Source organism: Magnetococcales bacterium, from assembly GCA_015231755.1.
GTDB lineage: Bacteria > Pseudomonadota > Magnetococcia > Magnetococcales > Magnetaquicoccaceae > Magnetaquiglobus.
In genome coordinates this window covers 62,021-81,364 of record JADGAZ010000011.1, presented here as the reverse complement: position 1 = coordinate 81,364, position 19,344 = coordinate 62,021, and the positions used below count along the sequence as shown (strand labels likewise).

The window sequence follows — 19,344 nt, the reverse complement described above, 5'->3', positions numbered from 1 at the left end:
ATCCGGAGCCGATCTTGTTGAGGTATTGCCACACGGTGGATTCGTTGCGGAATTGGTGTGTGCAACATCTGTAGACGATCCAGGATAACACAGAGCGGGGGCGGGCGTCACTGTTTGCGTTGGCAGGGTTTGCGTTGGCAGGGGCAGGAGGCGGGGTGCGAGCCTCCTGCCCGGAATGGGTCAGAAACGATAACTCCAGTTGACTTCCATTTCTAACTGTTTCATGTCCAGCGATCCAGTCTGAAAGGGGGTGTTGGGATTGGAGCCGTAGACACGCTGATCCAGGGCGTGACTGGCGGACAGATCGATGCTGCTGTTGGCGGAAATGGTGCGGCTGACTCCAAGGGTCACATGTTTGGTCACGGTGGCGGGGGCCAGAATGTTGAAGAGTGCCTGTTGGCCCGGCACCACCTGATTGGCCAGACTGAATCCGGAACGTAGGGTCCAATCGTCATTCGCCTTCCACTGCACGCCGGTTTTGTAGATGGTCATGTCCCGCCAGCCGAAGCCCAGGCCATTGTCGGTTCCCAAAGAGATGCTGCCGGGAGTCAACAACAAATTATTGGAGTTGCCGACGGAACGGATGTCGCTGAAGAACAGTTTCTGCATATCCAGCAGGGCGGTCCAGGCGGGAGTGGGTTTGTAGGCCAAGCCGATCTGGAACGTCGGGGGAATATCGAAATCTCCTTGTTCGGCGAACAATCCGGCATAGTGATCGAATCGGGTCATGTACAGGCGGCTCTGATACGAAGAGCCGATGGCCAGTTGATCGCTCGGCTGCCAATACCAGCCCACTTTCAGCCCTCCGCCATACGAATAATCATAGCCATTGTTGGTCACGGCATTCGGCGTGGCGGACAATCCCATGAAAGGCTGCAACCCTTCGACCTTGATGCGTTGTCCGGCCAGAATGGGCGCAATGCCGATGGTGTGTTCCTGGTTGAGTTTCTTGGCGTAGTTGAGGCCCACAAACAGTTGCGCCATGTCGATGCTGGTTGGCGCGGTGGTCATGCCCGGAGGTGCGAAGTTGCCGAAAACCGCCAGATCGTATTCGGTGTTCATGCCCCCGTTGCCGCCGATGCTCAAGCCGATGGTGCTGGTGGAATCCAGGGGCCGATTCCAGCCGATATGGGGAATCAAGAAAAAATCATCCGTCTTTTCAAATGTGCCGGTGGGAATGAAGGGAACCCCGGGAGGAGTGGCGGACGGGGTGTCGGCGGTGAAACCCCGATCCGGTTTGAACCAGGAGACCCCAAGATCCACCCGATGGCCCACATGCGCCATCAACGCCGGATTGACGGCGGTTCCCATGGTGTCGGTGGGCATGGCCACGCCGGCCCCACCCATCCCTTTGCTGATGGTTCCGAACCCGTAAGCATAATAGCCATTACTGGCTTGCGCCGGTGCCACGATACTCAATGCGGCCAGCAGGGAGCCTGCACCCATCCACCATACTTTCATTCGGTTTCTCCTGTTTATCGGTTGTCGTCGCCGTCACTCCCTTTTGGCTCGCTTTAACCGTCAAGACAGGCGTACAGTCTTTCAAAGTTGAAAGCGATCTTTATTAGACATCCGTTTTGCAGGATTGTTGCATATTTCTTTGGGATTGAAGAGATTTCTACCGGATTTTAATGGATGAGCGTTCCGAAAAGAGTGGATGCCTGTGAATTATTCATCACAAGCATGCTTCCGGAGTCGAAGCGCTGTTGGATTGGTACTGGCTGGAAGGGGCGTTGATTGCCGTCGTGGCAGACGTTCTGAAAGCCGCCAAGCCCCGGGCATCCCGGAGCTTGGCGGCTTGGCGTCATTGTCCTTCGCCGATCCTCTGGGAGAGGGCGGCCTTGATGAAGTCGTCCAGGTCGCCATCGAGGACCGCGTCCGCCGCGCCTTTTTCCACGCCGGTGCGCAGGTCTTTCACCATGCGATAGGGGTGGAGGACATAGGAGCGGATCTGGCGACCCCAGCCGATTTCGCTTTTGGAGTCGTTGACCTGTTTGGCCTCTTCGGCCCGTTTGTCGAGTTCGAGTTGATACAGACGGGCCTTGAGCATGCTGAAGGCTTCGTCTTTGTTGCGGTGCTGGGAGCGGCCATTCTGGCACTGCACCACGATCCCGGTGGGAAAGTGGGTGATGCGGATGGCCGAGCTGGTCTTGTTGACGTGCTGACCCCCGGCCCCGGAGGCCCGGAAGGTGTCGATGCGCAGATCCTTGTCTTCGATCTCCACCTGGATGCTGTCGTCGATCTCCGGGTAGACATAGACCGACGAAAACGACGTATGCCGCCGCGCCGAGGCGTCGAACGGACTGATGCGCACCAGTCGATGCACCCCACTTTCGGTTTTCAGACGGCCATAGGCGAACTCCCCTTCGACCCGCAAGGAGACGGATTTGCATCCGGCCTCGTCGCCGGGCTGGTAGTCGTTCATCTCCACTTTCAGGCCGTGGGACTCGCACCAGCGCAGATACATGCGCAACAGCATTTCCGCCCAGTCCTGGGACTCGGTGCCTCCGGCGCCGGGATGGATCTCCAGAAAGGCGTTGTTGATGTCCGCCTCTCCCGACAGCATGCGCGCCAGTTCCAGCGCCTCGACCCGTTCCAGCATGGCCACGGATTGTTTGGCCACATCGGACAGCAGTTCGGTCTCCTGCTCTTCCAGGGCCATGGCGTGCAGCTCTTTGGCGTCTTTCAGCTCCCGCTCCAGATGGTCCCATTCGCCGATGGTCTTTTCCAAAAGGCTTTTTTCCCGCATCACCTCTTTGGCACGGGCGGGCTGGTTCCAAAGGGCGGGATCCTCGGAAAAGGAGACCAGCTCTTCCAGGCGTTTCTTGCCGTGATCGTAGTTAAAGATGCCCCCTTAGGAGAACCAATTTCTCCCAAATCGCGTCGAAGTTTTTTTGTATGTTTTCATCCATGGTTTTTGGGTGCTCCAGGTGATATTGGGCGTTGCGATAGAATCGAGCAAGAATAGCACAATCCAGGGGCGGGCGTCACTGTTTGCATTGGCCGGGTGTGTTTGGGGAGTTCTTAAAGACCGGTGGAATCTGTCGGTTTTTCAGTCGGCGTTGTCCGGGGCGAAATAACGGGATTCGATTAATCCGCACAGGATATGTCCCACCAGAATGTGACACTCCTGGATGCGGGCCGTCACCTTGGACGGGATGCAGATGCAGTCGCACAGGGATTTCATTCGGCCTCCCTCCTGTCCGGTGAGTCCCACCATGGTGATGCCCAGGCGTTGACCCGCTTCGATGGCGGCCAGAATGTTGGGGCTGTTGCCGCTGGTGGTGATGGGGATGAACAGGTCTTCCGGGCGGGCGATGGCGTGCAGTTCCCGGGCGAAGACCTGTTCGTAACCGTAATCGTTGCCGATGGCGCTGATGGCGGAATTGTTGGCCCCCAGAGCCAGGGAGGGCAGGGGCGCCCGGTCGATCTGGAAACGGGCGGTCAGTTCGGCGGACAGATGCTGGGCGTCGGCGAAGCTGCCGCCATTGCCCGCGAACAGAATCTTGCCCCCGGAGCGCAGGGAATGCAGACATTTTTCGGCCAGGGTCTCGATTTGGGCCAGAATGTGGGGATCGTTCAGCACGGCCTGTTTGACCGCGATGGACTCCTCGATAAGCTGGCGGATTTCAGTGCTCATGGCAAGGATGGCCTGAAAGCAGGGGTTGCCGCGCTCCTTGTGTCGCAAGGATCGCAGGGTAGCATTTTTGTGAAAGAGGTCGGGGATCCGGTGCGCGGCGCGGTCACGGATCGAACACCAGTTTGGCCACCTGGGGATATTTTTGCACGAAGTGGACCGTGAATCCTTCACGGATGTGGTCCGGCACCTCTTCGTAGCTTTTCCGGCAGGCTTCCGGCATGATCAATTCCCGGATGCCCACACGCCGGGCGGCGATCACCTTTTCGCGGATGCCGCCCACGGCCAGCACCTGACCGGTGAGGGTGATTTCTCCGGTCATGGCCAGACGGCGGTTGATGGGTTGGTTCTTGGCCAACGACAACATGGCGGTGGCCATGGTGATGCCCGCCGAAGGACCATCCTTGGGGGTGGCCCCTTCGGGAACGTGCAGATGGACCGGGTGGTGGGTGAGCAGTTTGGGATTGCCCCCCAGGCTGACACAGTTGGACGAGATATAGCTCAAGGCGATGTGGGCCGACTCTTTCATCACGTCTCCCAGGGCGCCGGTCAGGGTAAGGCCGGGTTTTTCGCCGCCGGGGTTGATGGCTTCCACGTCCAGGGTGGCACCCCCCATGGCGGTCCAGGCCAGTCCCGTCACCACGCCGATGCCGTGGAAGGGCTGTTCGTCCCGGAATCCCGGTTTGCCGAGGAAGGTTTCCACCTGATCCTTGCCCACCCGGATCGGGATGGTGGCGTTTTCTTCCAGGATTTTCACCGCGGCCTTGCGGACGATGGCGGCGATTTTTTGTTCCAGACGGCGCACCCCCGCCTCACGGGCATAACCGTCCACGATCACCCGCACGGCATCGTTGCTGATGCGCAACTGGGAGTATTGCATGCCGTTTTTTTCGTACTGCTTGGGAATCAGGTGGTTGCGGGCGATCTTGATTTTTTCTTCGGTGATGTAGCCCGACAGGCGGATGATCTCCATGCGGTCCAGCAGGGGCTGGGGGATGGTATCCAACTGGTTGGCGGTGCAGATGAACAGAATCTTGGACAGATCGAAACGCACGTCCAGGTAGTGATCGAGGAATTCGTTGTTTTGTTCCGGGTCCAGCACCTCCAGCAGGGCCGAGGCCGGATCGCCGTGATAGCTGGCGCCGATCTTGTCCACCTCGTCGAGCATGATGATGGGATTGGCCGACTCGGTGCGCCGCAAGGCCTGGATCATCTTGCCGGGCATGGCGCCCACATAGGTGCGGCGATGGCCTTTGATTTCGGCTTCGTCCCGCATGCCCCCCACGGAAAACCGAAAGAATTTTCGACCCACGGCCCGGGCCACGGAACGACCGATGGAGGTTTTTCCCACGCCCGGCGGACCCACCAGCAGGATGATCGATCCCCCGATCTCTCCTTTGAGTTTGCCCACGGCCAGGAATTCCAGGATGCGTTCTTTCACGTCGTTGAGGGCGTCGTGATCCTTGTTGAGCACCTGACGGGCGCGGCTGATATCCAGTTTGTCCTTGGTGTGGACCCCCCAGGGGAGGCTGGTCAACCAGTCCACATAGTTGCGGGTGACCCCGTATTCCGAAGATCCGGTCTCCAGGATGGAGAGTTTGTCCAACTCCTCTTCGATGCGTTTTTTGGGTTCGTCCGCCAGGGTCAATTTTTGCAGACGCTCCCGGAACCGCTCCATGTCGGCGGTGCGATCGTCCTTGGTGATGCCCAGCTCTTTTTGAATCTCCTTGAGCTGCTCCCGTAGAAAGAACTGGCGTTGATTCTTCGAGATGCCCTCTTCCACCTGCCGGGAGATCTTGTCTTGCAACTTGACCATTTCCAGCTCTTTTTTCAGCAGAGCCAGCACTTTTTCCAGCCGTTCCCGGATGTTGAGGGTCTCCAAGACCTCTTGCAGCTCTTCGCGTTTGGAACTGGTCATGGAGGCCACGAAGTCCGCCAGACGATCCGGCTCCCCGAAGTTGTGGCGCGACAGGAACATTTTGACCTGTTCCTGATACAGGGAGTCGAATTTCAGGATCTCCTTCAAGGCGCTGATCACCGCCATGGTGTAGGGCTTGAGGGCATCCAGGTCCAGATTGAGGGAGAGCTTGTCGTGATGGACCACCCGGGCGATGATCGGCGGACCGGGCTGGACGATCTCCAGGATTTCAAAGCGGGAGATGCCTTCGGCCAGGAGCTTGATTTGTTTGTCCTCTTCGTTGATGGCCGCCTCCATGATGCGGGCCACGGCCCCGAAGCGGTACAACTTGCTGGACTCGAACACCTCGTCTCCATCTTCGGCATGGCTCAAGACGATGCCGAACATTTTGCCCGGAGAGTGCAGGGCGTATTTGATGGTGTCGTAGTAGGGGGAGCCTTCCACCTGAATGGGGGTGAGCATGCCGGGAAAAAACGGGCGCCCCCCCAAGGGATAGATCACCAGTTCCGAAGGCAACAGATCCTCCACCCGCGCCGGTGGGGCGGAATCGGATTTGTCGTCAGGTTTGTCGTCGATCATCTCTTCCAGTGGCGGTTGCGCGGCGTCCACCGTGGACGCCGAGGGGAAGCTGGGATCGTCGTTTTTGGGTTGGTCGTCGGCCATGGTTCATCCCTGTCCACCGGGAAAATGGATCGGTTTGAGTGAATTGGGTTTCTTTTGAAACAAAACCGGATTTTGATGGAAGATTATATGGGATCCGTAGGGCGCGGATGCAACCGGCAAATGCCATTTTTTGGCAAATGCCAGGATTTTTTTCATCCGCGCCTTTATTGGTCCGGAATCAGGCGTTGGAACATCCGCCCATGGAGTTGGGGGTGAAGGACTGACCACAACCGCAGGAACTGGCGGCATTGGGGTTGCGGATGACAAACTGGGCGCCGGAAAGGTCTTCCACGTAATCGACTTCCGCACCGGCCAGATAGTTGAGGGAAGTGGGATCCACCAGCACCTTGGCGCCATGGGATTCGACCAGAAGATCGGCCTCTTCCTGGGTGTCATCGAAGGTGAAGCCATACTTGAAACCGGAACAGCCTCCCCCGGAAACGAAGATGCGCAGCTTGGTTTGCGGGTTGTTCTCTTCTTGCAGCAGTGCGCTCAATTTGTTGGCGGCACTGGGGGTGAGGGTGATGGACATGGCGAATGGGACTCCTTGGTGAAAGGTTGGGACATCAGGCGGGTGAAACGTTCAACTGCGACCAAAGCGTGCAGAACCTGCAGAAAACCTGATTTTCCTCGTTGAAAAATGGAACGGTTGAGAGGATAATGGATCCATGCTGAAATATCAATCATTAGGATCATTTTTCCGCAGGTTTTGCTCCCATGGAATGGAAAAAATATGGATTTGGGCAATGAATCGTCCATGATGGACGCATCGCAGGGTACGGATGGCGTGCTGCGATTGCCCGCGCGCGCGACCATCCGTGAAGTTGCCGCTGTGCGCGAGGCTGTGCTGGGCCTGCTGAATCAAGGCGTGCCGGTGGTGCTGGACTGTTCCGATGTGGTGCAGACCGACCTGTCCATGGTTCAGATGATCATCGCCGCCCGGCGTTCTACCGGTGGTGACGAGTTGGCCTTGAGGGTGGTTCTCCCCGGGATGGGCGTTATGGCCGAGCAGATCCGACTGGCTGGCCTGGAACACGAATTTGAGGAGTTGTGGAACGTCTGATGACCAAAATGATTCTGTGTGTCGATGACTCCCCCAGCATGCGTCAGACCATCAAGCTGACGCTGGCGGTGCGGGGATATCGGATCATCGAGGCGGTGGACGGTCTCGACGGCCTGGAAAAAGCCAGAAACACCACCGTGGATCTGGTGATCACCGATCTCAACATGCCCCGCATGGGAGGGCTGGAGTTCATCGACGCCCTGCGTCAGCTATCCGAATACAAAGGGGTTCCGATCCTGTTCGTCACCACCGAAAGCGATGAGGCGTTGCGCGCTCGGGCCAAAGAGGCCGGCGCTACGGGTTGGCTCACCAAGCCTTTCGCTCCCGAAGTGCTCCTCAAGGTGACCCGGCGGTTGTTGGAATGAACATTCTCTCCGGCGATCCCTCCGACATTTTTCGCCAGGAGGCCGACGAGCTGTTCATTCAGCTCGAAACCGCCCTGCTGGACCTGGAAACCGCTCCGGAAGACAAGGAGACCATTGCCTCGGCTTTCCGCGCCTTGCACACCATCAAGGGTTCCGGGGCGATGTTCGGTTTCGAGGCGTTGGCCAAATTCACCCATCATGTGGAAACGGTCTTCGACCGGGTGCGCAATGGGGAGGTGCCTGTCACTCCCGCCCTGGTGGGCGTCACCCTGGAAGCCAGGGACTACATGCGTTTGCTGATCGACGCCCCGGGTCAGGTGTCCGCCGGAGCGGGTGATGCCATTCTGGCCCATCTCGACCGGGTGGTGCGTGGCCAGGGAGATGCGGCGCCCAGACGGGTTCCCCCCCCTGAGCCCAGGGCCGCCGCTCCCAAACCTCCGCCGCCACCCGTGCTCTCCAACGGGTATCGCATCCGGTTCATCCTGCCGGAGAACGCTTTTGTTCTGGGGTCCAATCCGGTCACGATGATTCGTGAAATGCTGGAGATGGGCACCGGCAAGGTCCGTTGCGACGCTTCGGATGTGCCGGGTCTGGATGCCTTGGATCCGGATCGGTGTTACCTGCGCTGGGAGCTTGAACTCGTCACCGGCCAACCGGTGGAGGCCATCGAGGATGTCTTTTTGTTCATCCGCAACGAAACCCGGCTCCACATCGAACCCTTGTCGGCCACGCCGGATCCGGCCCCTCCGAAGCCGGAAATGGGGTCCGTTGAGCCGGTGGTCCAGTCGGTGGATTCTTCGATGGTGGATTCCCGGCCTGCCGCGTCCCTGCCGGTGCAACCCGTTCCAGCCGTCTCCTCCCCCGCTGGCAAGCCGACTATCGAAAGTGTGGTCAAGGTCAACTCCGACCGCATCAACGGCTTGATGAATCAGGTGGGCGAACTGGTGATCGTGCAATCCCGTCTCAAACAGATCGCCCATTCCAGTACCGAGGAGTTGTCGGTTGTTTCGTTGCGGGCCGTGGTGGAGGAGATGGGGCGCCTGGTCTCGGAGTTGCGCGAGACCACCAAGGGCATTCGCATGGTGCCCATCGGCTCGTTGTTCAGCCGGTTTCGCCGAGTGGTGCGGGATCTCTCCCGGGAACTGGGAAAACAGGTACGTCTGGATACCCGGGGGGAGGAGACGGAACTCGACAAAACTATGGTCGAAAGCCTGAACGATCCCCTGGTGCATCTGATCCGCAACGCCATGGATCACGGCATCGAGTCTTCCGAAGCGCGGCTGGCCGCGGGAAAATCCCCAGAGGGCACCCTGCTTCTGACCGCCACCCATGTGGGTGGACAGGTGCTGATCACCGTGGATGACGATGGCAAAGGGTTGAACCTGAACCGCATTCGGGCCAAGGCCGAGGAGCGTGGTCTGCTGGCTCCCGGCAGCGACATCTCCGATGGGGATCTGGCCCAGTTGATTTTTCATCCCGGTTTTTCCACGGCTCAGGCGGTGACCGGGATCTCCGGTCGCGGCGTGGGCATGGATGTGGTGAAAAAAAGCATCGACGCCCTGCGTGGCAGTGTGGAAGTGTTCAGCCAGTCCGGCGAGGGATGCCGCGTGGTGTTGCGTCTGCCGTTGACCCTGGCCATCATCGATGGCCTGCTGCTCAAGGTGGGGGAGGAGCGCTATATCGTACCCTTGTCCAATGTGGACGCCATCGTGGAACTGGCGGATGCCATGGTGGAGCATGCCGGGGGGGATGGAAACAATTTTCTCTTTATTCGCGATGAGCTGGTGCCTTTTCTGCACTTGCGGGACCTGTTCGCGGTGATGGGGGAACCCCCTCCCCATGAAAAGGTGGTGATCGTGGTGGTGGGCAAGCGGCGGGTCGGTTTGGTGGTGGATCAGATTCTGGGGGACCATCAGACCGTGATCAAATCGTTGAGTCGCGTCCATGCCGACGTGAAATCCTTTTCCGGAGCCACCATCCTGGGGGATGGTCGGGTGGCCTTGATTCTGGAGATCGATCACCTGATCGAGTTCGGACAGCACCGGGAGGAGCGCTTGCGCGAGGCGTTGCATCCGTCGGGTAGGAGAGTGGGTCATGAAACCCTCGTCCGATAGTCTCAAAAGCTTGATCATCGGGGTGGCCGGGGATCTGTTCGCCATTCCGGTGCATGTGGTGTGCGATATTCTCGATCTGTTGCCGGTCACCGGAGTGCCCACGGCCCGTCCGTTTGTCAACGGCCTGATCAATGTGCGGGGTCGGGTTGTGCCCTTGATGGATCTGGGCATGAAAATCGGTCTGACCGGTGCCATCACCACTCCGGACAGCCGCTTTGTGGTCATTGAGCAAGAGATCGACGGAGAAGAGACTCTGGTGGCCTTGCGGGCCGACAAGGTGCATGAGGTCGCGGAGTTCGAGTTGGTGATGTCCGAGGAGATCCCGCGTATCGGCATGCGTTGTCGATCGGAGTTCATTCGCGCCGTAGGGCGGCGTCAGGGTCGGTTTGTGATGGTTCTGGATTTGGAGCGGGTCTTCGCCTCGGATTGATCCGACGAAGGATGCAACGTTAAAACGAACGAGGATGAGGGTAACCTGATGCGTGTTCTGATCAAGTTCAAATTGGCTATGGCGTTTCTGGTATTGATTCTGATGGCGGCCGCCATTGCCGGGGTGGGGCTGTGGCGTCTTGGCAATCTCAATCATGCGACCCATGAACTGGTCAGCGTGCAATCCGTGGCCCGATCCCATGTCAACCAATTGCTGTTGCGCTCTTCTCAATACTCCCGACGGGAACGGGATATCATCATTGCCCCCACGGACGAGTCCAAGGCCGATTTCGTCGAACAGATGAAGAAAATCAATCTGGAGATCGAGGAATACATTCACAAGCTTCCCCCGCTGTTGAACGAAAAAACCCGTCCCAAGCTGGATATGTTCGTGACAACCTGGAAAAAATATATCGAGGTGTCCGAGCAGGTGCGGAAAATGAGCCTGCAGAACAGCAACAACAAGGCCCGCAACATGTCGATGGGTGAGGGACGCAAGGCGGCGGATGCGGTGGTCGCCTCCCTGAATGCGATTCTTTCCTTGAAAGCAGATCCCAAAAGCGCATCCTCCGGTCAGGAGTTGGTTCTGGCCAGTCGTATTCTTGCCAATGTGTTGATGATTCATCGGGCGGAGAAAAATATCATTCTGCTTGACAGCGAACAGGATATCGCCAAACAGGTGCGGGATGTCGATGGGTGGCGTGAGGAGATCCGGCAACATCTCCCCGAATTGCGTGTGTTGCTCAAGGGAGACCAGTCCCATTTGTATGACAGCATGGCGGACAATTACCGCAAGTTTGATCAGATTGCCGAGCAGGTGCGTATCATTGGTGCCATCAACAGCGACATCAAAGCCTTTATGTTGCTCAGTGGTGAGGGCCAAACGTCTCGGGTGGCGGCGGAAAACAGCTTGAACGAGTTGATCGCTCAGGTGCGGGAAGATGGCAAAACCGTGGAGATGGATGCGGAGGAGAGCTATCAAAGTGCCCGTGTGGTCATGATTATGCTGCTGATTGTCGCGCTGATCATCTCCATTTTGGTGGGTTCCTGGATCTCTTCGACCATCAGTACCAATCTGCGTCGGGCTGTGGATCTGGCCAACGCCGTGGCCAAAGGGGATCTGTCCAGCAATATCGCCGCCACCACCAACGACGAAATGCGGGATCTGGTGACCGCCCTCAACCTCATGTCGGCCAATCTCAAGGTGACCGCCGGTCTGGCCGACGAGATTGCCAAGGGCAACCTGACCGTCAAGCCCAGCCGTTTGTCCGAGCAGGATGTGTTGGGCATCGCCCTGGAAACCATGGTGGAGCGGTTGCGCACCGTGGTCACCGACGCTTTCACCGCTTCCAGCGCGGTCTCCATGGGCAGCCAGCAGTTGGCGGCCAGTTCCGAGCAGTTGAGCCAGGGGGCCAGCGAACAGGCGGCTTCGGCGGAGGAGGCTTCCTCGTCCATGGAACAGATGGCCTCCAACATCAAACAGAACGCCGAAAACGCCGGTCAGACCGAGCGTATCGCCGCCAAGGCCTCCGAAAGCGCCCAGCAGAGCGGTGAGGCGGTCGCCAAGGCGGTGTCGGCCATGCAGACCATTGCCGAAAAGATCACCATCGTGCAAGAGATTGCCCGTCAGACCGATCTGTTGGCCCTCAACGCCGCCGTGGAGGCGGCCCGCGCCGGAGAACACGGCAAGGGCTTCGCGGTGGTGGCCAGCGAGGTGCGCAAACTGGCCGAACGCAGCCAGACCGCCGCCGCCGAAATCGGTGCCTTGTCCACCAACACCCTCAAGGTGGCTCAGGCCGCCGGCGACATGCTCACCCGTCTGGTGCCGGACATCAAGAAAACCGCCGCGTTGGTGGAGGAGATCTCCTCGGCCTGTCGCGAGCAGGATATCGGAGCCTCCCAGATCAACAGCGCCATTCAGCAGTTGGACAAGGTGATCCAGATGAATGCCGCCGCCGCCGAACAGATGTCCACCACCTCGGAGGAGTTGACCGGGCAGGCGGAACAGTTGCAACACACCATCTCCTATTTTCATTTGGACGATAGCAGCCGGGTTCCCGCCGCGATCCCGACAGGTTGGATGCATCGACCCGAAAGGGCCTTGCCCGCTCCGGGGCGCACGAGTGGTCGGAGAGGCGCGGGCAAGGAGAGTGGGCGTAAATTGTTGTCATCGGGGGGTGGCAAATCCAAGGGGTATACGTTGGATCTCGACGATGACGATGAACATTTCCAGAAATACTGAGTCCGACCACCGGGTTCTCCCCGTGGGGAAAGGCCCATGAAAGCCGCTGGCCAGGATGTCCCGACGCACAGTTATGTCACCTTGGGCATCGATCAGGATGTGTTCGCGGTGAGCGTGACGTTGGTGCGGGAGATTCTCGATTGTCAGCCCATTGCCCGTCTGCCCCATGCCCCGCCTTATTTGTTGGGGATCATCGATGTGCGGGGATTGACGGTTCCGGTGATCGATTTGCGGCGCAAGCTGGGATTCCCGCAGGGACAGGCCACCCAGGCCAGTCGCATTCTGGTGCTGGAATTTCTGGTCCGGGAGCGGCGCATCATGCTGGGCTTGCAGTGCGACCGGGTGTTTGACGTGGCGGAACTGGTCACCGTGGACCTGGAATCCGCCCCGGATGTCGGAGTGGCCTGGAAATCCGAGTACATCCGCGCCATTGGTCGCTGGCGTAACGGTTTCGTGATCATTTTCGACATGGAACGGCTTTTCACCCATGATGAATTCGCCTATCTGGACGGGTTGATGTGATGGAGTCGAGACCGGCTGGCAAAAAGATTCGGGTACTGATCGTCGATGATTCGGCCAGTGTGCGGGTGACTTTGACCGAGATTCTCAATTCGGATCCGGATATCGTGGTCATGGGGGCGGCGGCGGATCCTTACGCGGCGGCGGCGATCATTCAGAATGAAGTCCCGGATGTCATCACCCTGGACATCGAAATGCCCCGCATGGATGGCATCGCGTTTTTGCGCAAGTTGATGGCCCAGCGTCCCTTGCCGGTGGTGATGTGTTCCTCGCTGGTCTCGGAAGGCTCCCAGGCCCTGATGGACGCCCTGGACGCCGGCGCCATCGAGGCGATCCTCAAACCCAAACTCGGCTCCCGTCAATATCTGCTGGATTATCGGGTGCGCATCTGCGAGGCGGTGAAGGCGGCGGCGGTGGCCAAGGTTTTGCCCCGTCGGGTGCGTCCGTCCTATCAGGTGCAGCCCAAGTTGAGCGCCGATGTGATGCTGCCTCCTCCATCGGAACGTCCGGTGCGGGCCAATACCGAGAAAATCATCTGCATCGGGGCTTCGACGGGTGGAACCGAGGCGTTGCGGGTGGTGCTGGAGGATCTGCCCGCCGACGCGCCGGGTGTGGTGGTGGTGCAGCATATGCCGGAGTCGTTCACCGCCAGTTTCGCCAGGCGTTTGGATTCGTTGTGCCGCGTGGAGGTCAAGGAGGCCGAAGACGGGGATTGGGTGATGAATGGTCGGGTGCTGATCGCTCCGGGCAATGAGCATATGTTGCTGCATCGCAGCGGTGCCCGCTATCGGGTCGAGGTGCGGGAAGGGCCTTTGGTCTCCCGTCATCGTCCGTCGGTGGATGTTTTGTTCCGTTCGGCGGCGCGGGTGGCCGGCGCCAATGCGGTGGGGGTGATCCTGACCGGCATGGGGGATGACGGCGCCCAGGGCATGTTGGAGATGCGTCAGTCCGGCGCCTTCACCATCGCCGAGGATGAGTCCACCTGCGTGGTGTTCGGCATGCCCAAAGAGGCGATCAGTCGTGGCGCGGCCCAGGCGGTTTTTCCCCTCGACCGGATCGCCGGGGAGGTGCTGAAACGATGCGGCTGAAGCGGACATGAGTGATGAAATTTTCCGTATCGTGGTGATCGACGATAGCCGCAGTGTCCTGACCCTGCTGGCGCGTCTGATTCAGACCGTGGACGGCTGTGAACCGATCCCTTTCACCGATCCTCTCCAGGCGTTGGCGTGGTGCGCCGGGGAGGAGGCGGATCTGGTGATTGTCGATTACATCATGCCGGTGATGAATGGGTTGGGTTTCATCGAAGCCTTCCGCGCCCTGCCGGATCGGGGGGAGATTCCCATTGTCATGGTGACGGGTTCGGATGCCCAGACCGTGCGTTACATGGCGTTGCAGGAAGGGGCCACCGACTTTCTCAACAAGCCCATCGATAATGTGGAGTTCGTCACCCGGTTGCGCAATCTGCTGGTGATGCGTCAGCATTTCAAGGAGACCCGCAAGCGCGCCGAGATTTTGCGTCAGGCCAAGGAAGAGGTGGATCGGGCTTTCGGCGAGTTGCGCATCACCCATGCGGAGCTGGAAAAAACCCGGGACAGTCTGGCTGAAGCCTTCGGGGTGATCGAGGAGAGCATTCTTTACGCCAGCAACATTCAGCGTTCGATTCTGCCCAATCCGGAGATTCTGATCCGGATCTTCGAGGATCATTTCATTTTCTGGGATCCCCGGGACATGGTAGGGGGGGACATCTACTGGTGCCGCCCTTGGGGCGACGGCGTGCTGTTCGCCCTGGGGGATTGCACCGGCCATGGCGTTCCCGGAGCCTTCATGACCCTGATCGTCACCGGTGCCTTTGATCGGGCGTGCAGCGAGATTCCCCCCGGTGAATTGGGTCGACTGTTGTCCCGAACCCACCAGTTGGTGCAGATCACCTTGAAACAGGATACCGCTTTGGGCGAGTCGGATGATGGTATGGAGCTGGGGCTGTGTTACCTGACCCGAGGTCAGACCCGTTTGCAGTATGCCGGTGCCCGGTTTTCCCTGTTTGTCTGTCCGGTGGGCGGCGCGCCTTTCGAGGTGAAGGGGGACAAGAAGGGCATTGGTTATCGTCGGGTGCCGTTTGCCCAGGAGTTCGCCCAGGTGGATGTGGAGGTGACTCCGGGTATGCGTTATTATATGAGTTCCGATGGGTTGATCGATCAGGTGGGCAGCGCAGTGCGTCGAGGTTTTGGCAAGGTGCGTTTGCTGGAATTGCTGGGTCGGATTGGCGAAAAAGCCATGGAAGAACAAAAAGCGATGATTCGTAAACATCTCCTGGAACATCAAGGCGAAGAGTCGCGACGTGACGATGTGTCGGTGGTGGGGTTCCGGTTGCGTATGGATCCCATGGGGTGTGAAACGGATGCGATCAGGGGCGAGGCGTGACAATGGAATCCAGGGAAATCCTGCTGCTGCGTCAGGAAATGATTCGGGGTGGTGTGCTGTTTTATTATTGTGGTTATGTGACGGAAAAGGTGCTGTCCGCCATCGGCGATACGGTGATGGACAAGCTGGAGCTGGACAACACCGAACGTCCGGTGGCCCGTGGTCTGTTCAGCCTGTTTGTCGAGCAGGTGCAAAACATCATCCGCTACTCTGCCGAAAACCAGGAAGGGTGTGTGGATGAGCGTCCGGTGGATCTGCGCCATGGCATGCTGGCGGTGGGTCGGGGCGCGGAAGGACACTATGTGTTGAGCGCCAATGCCATCAAGCGTCGGGATGTGGAACGGTTGCGTCAGGGACTCGATCACATCCGGGGTCTGGACCGGATGGGACTCAAGGCCATGCACAAAGAGATCCTGAAAGGTCAGGTTCCGGAAGGCAGCAAGGGGGCCGGGGTCGGTTTTGTGGATATCGCCCGGATGGCCTCCCGGGGATTTGAATTTGATTTCCTGGAGATCGATCAGGAACTCTCCTATTTTGTCTTGAAAGCCCACCTATAATACGATTGGAGCTGTCTATGGAAAATATCAAGATTGAACCCACCAAGCGTTCCCCCGGAATCGATTTTGACTTTGCCGCCGGGACGTTCAGCATTGTCGGCGAGTCTTATCCGGAGGATGTCAACAAGTTCTTTGGGCCGTTGATCGGTCAGTTGAAGGAGTATCTGAGTGGCGCCCAGGGGGCTACCATCCAGTTCAATTTCGACCTGATCTATTTCAACAGTACCACGGCCAAGATTGTCATGGGTCTGTTCGAGATGCTCGACGAGGCCGCCGAGGCGGGCAATACTGTCACCATCGGCTGGTTTTTCGCCCCCGACGATTCCAACATGGAGGAGTTGGGCGAAGAGTTTTCCGAGGATCTGGAACATGCCACGTTTGTGATGATTCCCAAGGAATAATTTTTGCTTTTGATCGGGATTGGTCATGACGCAACCGTTTGATGCTTTTTTGGAAGAGAGTCTCGCGCTGCAACAGGCGGAGCGGGTGTTGGCCGGGGCCGGGGAGTCGGTGGAACGGGAGGCGTTTGAGTCTCAGGTCAAGGCTTATCGCAAGCTGTTGAAGTCGTTGCAACGCCTGACCCGTCACAGCGACCGCAACGAAGAGCGCATCAAGCTGGCCCATGACCAGATCCAGCAACAGCAATCGGAGCTGGAAAAAGCCCATCAGACTTTGACCCAACACGCCGACATGCTGGATCTGAAGGTTCAGGAACGGACCCGGGAGTTGAGTTGGGAACGGGCCAAGCTTGAACAACTGGTTCAGGTGGGGATTGGGCTTTCCAACGAGCGCAACGAGGATCATCTGTTGGATCTGATCCTGACGGGAGCCATGGAAATCTCCGGGGCGGACTGGGGCATGCTCTATGCCCGCACGCCGGACAATCGGTTGATCATCAAGATCATTCGGGTCAAAAGCCTGAACATGTTCCTTGGGGGCGAAAGCGGTCGTCCGATTGTGTTTCCCGGTCTGTCGATGGTCAAGGATGGGCAACCCAATCTGGACCACATCGTGACCCGGGTGGCCCACCAACGGATCACCATCAACGTGGCGGATGTCGTCGCGGAAACCGATCCCCAGTTTGCCACCATCCGTCGTTTCGACAAGGCGGTGGGTTACGAGTCGCGTACCCTGCTCATGGTGCCGCTGTTGCCCCGTGGGGAGGAGGTGGTCGGGGTGCTGCAACTGATGAATGCCCGGACCCCGGGTGTGGACGAAGTGGTGGCGTTCTCCAAAGAGAGCCAATCCTTTGTCGAGGCGTTGGCTTCCCAGGCGGCCATCGCCCTTTCCAATCAGCAGCTCATTTCGTCGCAACGCAAGTTGATGGACTCTTTTGTGGAGGTCATCTCGGTTGCCGTGGATGCCAAATCCCCCTATACCGGGGGCCACAACGCCCGGGTCAACGTGCTGGCCCAGATGCTGGGACAGGCGGTCTGCGACCAGAACGAAGGCCCGTTTGCCCATTTCCGTTTCGCCGACGAGGAGGAGTGGCGGGAGTTTCGTTTCAGCGCCTTGCTGCACGACTGCGGCAAAGTGACCACTCCCGAGGCGGTGGTGGACAAGGCCACCAAGCTGGAGACGGTCTACAACCGCATTCACGAGGTGCGTACCCGCTTCGAGGTGTTGTGGCGGGATGCGGAGATTCACTACTGGCAACAGCGGGCGGCGGGAACCGTCCCGGTGGAGCGGCTGGATCAAGAGTTGGCCTCTGCCCGTCAGACCCTGCAAGAGGAGTTCGCCTTCGTGGCGGAGTGCAACGTGGGGGGCGAGTTCATGAGCGATCAGCGGGTGGCCCGCCTCAAGGAGATCGCCCAGCGACGCTGGATGCGCCATTTCGACGACTGGCTCGGCATCTCCCAGGAAGAGGCGTTGTTGCGGCAACCCCATGGCAGACAGCCGCCGCCGGTGGAAGAGTGTCTGCTGGCCGACCGTCCGGAGCAGGTCATTCCCCGTGGCGATGCCAATCCGTTCGGGGACAATCCCATGCAGTTCAAGATTTCTGTCCCCGAGGCGTTGTACAATCGGGGCGAGATTTACAATCTGGCCATCTCCCGCGGCACCTTGACCCCCGAAGATCGTTTCAAGATCTCCGACCATGTGATCCAGACCTATCAGATGTTGAACCGTTTGCCTTTTCCCAAGGGTTTGCAGCGGGTGCCCGAATATGCCGGATCCCATCACGAAACCCTCAATGGCAAGGGTTATCCCCGGCAGTTGACCGCCGCACAGATTCCGATTCCGGCCCGCATCCTGGCGGTGGCGGATGTCTTCGAGGCGTTGACCGCCTGTGACCGTCCCTACAAGAAGGCCAAGACCTTGAGCGAGGCGATGAAGATCATGTCATTCATGGTCAAGGATGGCCACATCGATCCGGATCTGGTCGCGTTGTTGCAAAACAGCGGCGTGGGTCAGGAGTATGCCAAGCGTTACCTGTTGCCGGAACAGCTCGACAACGTGGCGTGAAGACCGAAGAGAATGCCACCAGGGCCGGGGAGTGTTTGTTTCTCCTTGGCCCTGGTGTGTAGTCGTCGGTTACGTGTGGGCGCGCAGGAAAGGATATTGGCGCACGAAACGATCCATGTCCAGGAGCAGGACCGGTTTTTCCGGCACTTTGCTTTCGGTTTTTCTGTGCCCGATGGAATGAATGAAATCATATTTGTTGCCTTTGATTTCGTCCGGGGCGAGTTTTTCGATGGGATCCAGGCGGCCAAAGAAGTTGATCTTGTCCGTTGCCAGGGCGAATTGCGTCTCCCCGACCCCAAAAATGACGGTATATTCCAGCAGATATTGCTTGACCTGTTCGGCCACCCCGTCGAACAGTTCCACCAGTCGCAACAAGGTGCCTTTTTCGGTCAGATGGATCAGGCTTTTGGCCTCTTCGAGGCGTCCTTGCTCCATCAAGGTCGAGGCTTCTTCGGCAATGCGATGGATCTGCCGGTGGGGATCGTCGAAATGCTGCATATGGGCGTTGAGATTGAGATTGTCGGTTTTGAAATTTTTGTACCACTGGCCGAAGGCGCACAGTTCCGGGTTGGTTTGCACCGTGATGGCCTTGTTGCTGAACACCTCGAACTTGAGTTGCGAAAGCCAGTTGATGTGATCCTGTTTGCGTTGGATCATGTTTGCCACCAGTTCCTGGGTCTCTTGCAGGCGGGTTTTCTCTCCGAAACAGACCCGCAGATCGAACAAAGGGATGCTGCGCCCCTGATGGACAATCAATCCCCGCACTTCCGGGGGCATGCCGGGCATGTCGGTGTGTTCCGGCACATCGATGATGGCCACCACCGCGTGATGCGCAACCCCGTACCGGCCTTGATTGGCGGAAAAGACCAGATATTCGGTATCCCCTCGGGCCAGGTCAGACATGGGGCGTTATCCTTGAATGCGTTGCGATGAATGGTGTTGTTGTCGTATTG

At 58.6% G+C, this 19,344-nt stretch carries 17 protein-coding genes; 11 read left to right on the top strand and 6 right to left on the bottom strand.

The annotated features are described in order from the left end of the window. Positions 1–180 precede the first annotated feature (180 nt). The 5 genes from HQL98_09070 to erpA all read right to left on the bottom strand — a co-directional run bounded on the left by HQL98_09070 (position 181) and on the right by erpA (position 6,750). The gene (locus tag HQL98_09070) at positions 181–1,461 is read right to left on the bottom strand and encodes an outer membrane protein transport protein (protein ID MBF0272199.1); all 1,281 of its coding nucleotides are present in this window, start codon (positions 1,459–1,461) and stop codon (positions 181–183) included. A 343-nt stretch (positions 1,462–1,804) separates the two neighbouring features. Next, positions 1,805–2,912, bottom strand: a protein-coding gene (gene prfB, locus HQL98_09065; protein ID MBF0272198.1) for a peptide chain release factor 2 whose coding sequence is annotated in 2 segments (ribosomal slippage) — positions 1,805–2,842 and positions 2,844–2,912 — 1,107 coding nt in all. Because the reading frame shifts where the segments join, the coding sequence is not laid out codon by codon here. 140 nt (positions 2,913–3,052) lie between these two features. Beyond that, on the bottom strand, positions 3,053–3,640 hold the full coding sequence (locus tag HQL98_09060) for an SIS domain-containing protein (protein MBF0272197.1): 588 nt from the start codon (positions 3,638–3,640) through the stop codon (positions 3,053–3,055). 103 nt (positions 3,641–3,743) lie between these two features. After that, positions 3,744–6,218, bottom strand: a complete 2,475-nt coding sequence (gene lon / locus HQL98_09055; GenBank protein MBF0272196.1) for an endopeptidase La — start codon at positions 6,216–6,218, stop codon at positions 3,744–3,746. A 178-nt stretch (positions 6,219–6,396) separates the two neighbouring features. Then, positions 6,397–6,750 (bottom strand): iron-sulfur cluster insertion protein ErpA, encoded by a 354-nt coding sequence (erpA, locus tag HQL98_09050; GenBank protein ID MBF0272195.1) that lies wholly within the window; start codon positions 6,748–6,750, stop codon positions 6,397–6,399. 201 nt (positions 6,751–6,951) lie between these two features. On the opposite strand from erpA, the gene HQL98_09045 reads away from it, so the two are divergent. The 11 genes from HQL98_09045 (at position 6,952) to HQL98_08995 (ending at position 18,391) form a co-directional block, all read left to right on the top strand. Continuing rightward, positions 6,952–7,281: an STAS domain-containing protein gene (locus HQL98_09045; protein MBF0272194.1), complete on the top strand. Its 330-nt coding sequence runs from the start codon at positions 6,952–6,954 to the stop codon at positions 7,279–7,281. Next, positions 7,281–7,646, top strand: coding sequence for a response regulator (locus HQL98_09040; protein ID MBF0272193.1), 366 nt, complete (start codon positions 7,281–7,283; stop codon positions 7,644–7,646). The genes HQL98_09045 and HQL98_09040 overlap by 1 nt, the downstream gene beginning before the upstream one ends. Beyond that, complete coding sequence (locus HQL98_09035) at positions 7,643–9,760, top strand: chemotaxis protein CheA (GenBank protein MBF0272192.1); 2,118 nt, start codon at positions 7,643–7,645, stop codon at positions 9,758–9,760. Before HQL98_09040 ends, HQL98_09035 begins: the two co-directional genes overlap by 4 nt. Next, positions 9,741–10,190, top strand: a complete 450-nt coding sequence (locus HQL98_09030) for a purine-binding chemotaxis protein CheW (protein ID MBF0272191.1) — start codon at positions 9,741–9,743, stop codon at positions 10,188–10,190. Before HQL98_09035 ends, HQL98_09030 begins: the two co-directional genes overlap by 20 nt. A gap of 48 nt (positions 10,191–10,238) precedes the next feature. Further along, positions 10,239–12,431, top strand: coding sequence for an MCP four helix bundle domain-containing protein (locus HQL98_09025; protein MBF0272190.1), 2,193 nt, complete (start codon positions 10,239–10,241; stop codon positions 12,429–12,431). A gap of 36 nt (positions 12,432–12,467) precedes the next feature. Continuing rightward, positions 12,468–12,953: a purine-binding chemotaxis protein CheW gene (locus tag HQL98_09020; GenBank protein ID MBF0272189.1), complete on the top strand. Its 486-nt coding sequence runs from the start codon at positions 12,468–12,470 to the stop codon at positions 12,951–12,953. Next, positions 12,953–14,038 (top strand): chemotaxis response regulator protein-glutamate methylesterase, encoded by a 1,086-nt coding sequence (locus HQL98_09015; protein MBF0272188.1) that lies wholly within the window; start codon positions 12,953–12,955, stop codon positions 14,036–14,038. Before HQL98_09020 ends, HQL98_09015 begins: the two co-directional genes overlap by 1 nt. 7 nt (positions 14,039–14,045) lie before the next feature. After that, positions 14,046–15,371 (top strand): response regulator, encoded by a 1,326-nt coding sequence (locus HQL98_09010; GenBank protein ID MBF0272187.1) that lies wholly within the window; start codon positions 14,046–14,048, stop codon positions 15,369–15,371. A 2-nt stretch (positions 15,372–15,373) separates the two neighbouring features. Further along, positions 15,374–15,928, top strand: coding sequence for a hypothetical protein (locus tag HQL98_09005; GenBank protein ID MBF0272186.1), 555 nt, complete (start codon positions 15,374–15,376; stop codon positions 15,926–15,928). A 17-nt stretch (positions 15,929–15,945) separates the two neighbouring features. Then, entirely contained in the window at positions 15,946–16,329 is a 384-nt protein-coding gene (locus HQL98_09000; GenBank protein MBF0272185.1) for a DUF1987 domain-containing protein, read from the top strand. A 289-nt stretch (positions 16,330–16,618) separates the two neighbouring features. After that, positions 16,619–18,391 carry a GAF domain-containing protein gene (locus HQL98_08995; GenBank protein ID MBF0272184.1) on the top strand — a complete coding sequence of 591 codons (1,773 nt, stop codon included), beginning with the start codon at positions 16,619–16,621 and terminating at the stop codon, positions 18,389–18,391. 69 nt (positions 18,392–18,460) lie between these two features. Here the strand turns inward: HQL98_08995 and HQL98_08990 are convergent, their stop codons facing one another. Then, positions 18,461–19,294, bottom strand: a complete 834-nt coding sequence (locus HQL98_08990; GenBank protein ID MBF0272183.1) for a chemotaxis protein CheW — start codon at positions 19,292–19,294, stop codon at positions 18,461–18,463. Positions 19,295–19,344 lie beyond the last annotated feature (50 nt).

What these genes read in the sequence shown, in the direction of transcription:
- HQL98_09070 (MBF0272199.1), bottom strand. Translation starts at nt 1,461, where the DNA reads ATGAAAGTATGGTGGATGGGTGCAGGCTCCCTGCTGGCCGCATTGAGT.
- HQL98_09060 (MBF0272197.1), bottom strand. Translation starts at nt 3,640, where the DNA reads ATGAGCACTGAAATCCGCCAGCTTATCGAGGAGTCCATCGCGGTCAAA.
- lon (MBF0272196.1), bottom strand. Translation starts at nt 6,218, where the DNA reads ATGGCCGACGACCAACCCAAAAACGACGATCCCAGCTTCCCCTCGGCG.
- erpA (MBF0272195.1), bottom strand. Translation starts at nt 6,750, where the DNA reads ATGTCCATCACCCTCACCCCCAGTGCCGCCAACAAATTGAGCGCACTG.
- HQL98_09045 (MBF0272194.1), top strand. Translation starts at nt 6,952, where the DNA reads ATGGATTTGGGCAATGAATCGTCCATGATGGACGCATCGCAGGGTACG.
- HQL98_09040 (MBF0272193.1), top strand. Translation starts at nt 7,281, where the DNA reads ATGACCAAAATGATTCTGTGTGTCGATGACTCCCCCAGCATGCGTCAG.
- HQL98_09035 (MBF0272192.1), top strand. Translation starts at nt 7,643, where the DNA reads ATGAACATTCTCTCCGGCGATCCCTCCGACATTTTTCGCCAGGAGGCC.
- HQL98_09030 (MBF0272191.1), top strand. Translation starts at nt 9,741, where the DNA reads ATGAAACCCTCGTCCGATAGTCTCAAAAGCTTGATCATCGGGGTGGCC.
- HQL98_09025 (MBF0272190.1), top strand. Translation starts at nt 10,239, where the DNA reads ATGCGTGTTCTGATCAAGTTCAAATTGGCTATGGCGTTTCTGGTATTG.
- HQL98_09020 (MBF0272189.1), top strand. Translation starts at nt 12,468, where the DNA reads ATGAAAGCCGCTGGCCAGGATGTCCCGACGCACAGTTATGTCACCTTG.
- HQL98_09015 (MBF0272188.1), top strand. Translation starts at nt 12,953, where the DNA reads ATGGAGTCGAGACCGGCTGGCAAAAAGATTCGGGTACTGATCGTCGAT.
- HQL98_09010 (MBF0272187.1), top strand. Translation starts at nt 14,046, where the DNA reads ATGAGTGATGAAATTTTCCGTATCGTGGTGATCGACGATAGCCGCAGT.
- HQL98_09005 (MBF0272186.1), top strand. Translation starts at nt 15,374, where the DNA reads ATGGAATCCAGGGAAATCCTGCTGCTGCGTCAGGAAATGATTCGGGGT.
- HQL98_09000 (MBF0272185.1), top strand. Translation starts at nt 15,946, where the DNA reads ATGGAAAATATCAAGATTGAACCCACCAAGCGTTCCCCCGGAATCGAT.
- HQL98_08995 (MBF0272184.1), top strand. Translation starts at nt 16,619, where the DNA reads ATGCTGGATCTGAAGGTTCAGGAACGGACCCGGGAGTTGAGTTGGGAA.
- HQL98_08990 (MBF0272183.1), bottom strand. Translation starts at nt 19,294, where the DNA reads ATGTCTGACCTGGCCCGAGGGGATACCGAATATCTGGTCTTTTCCGCC.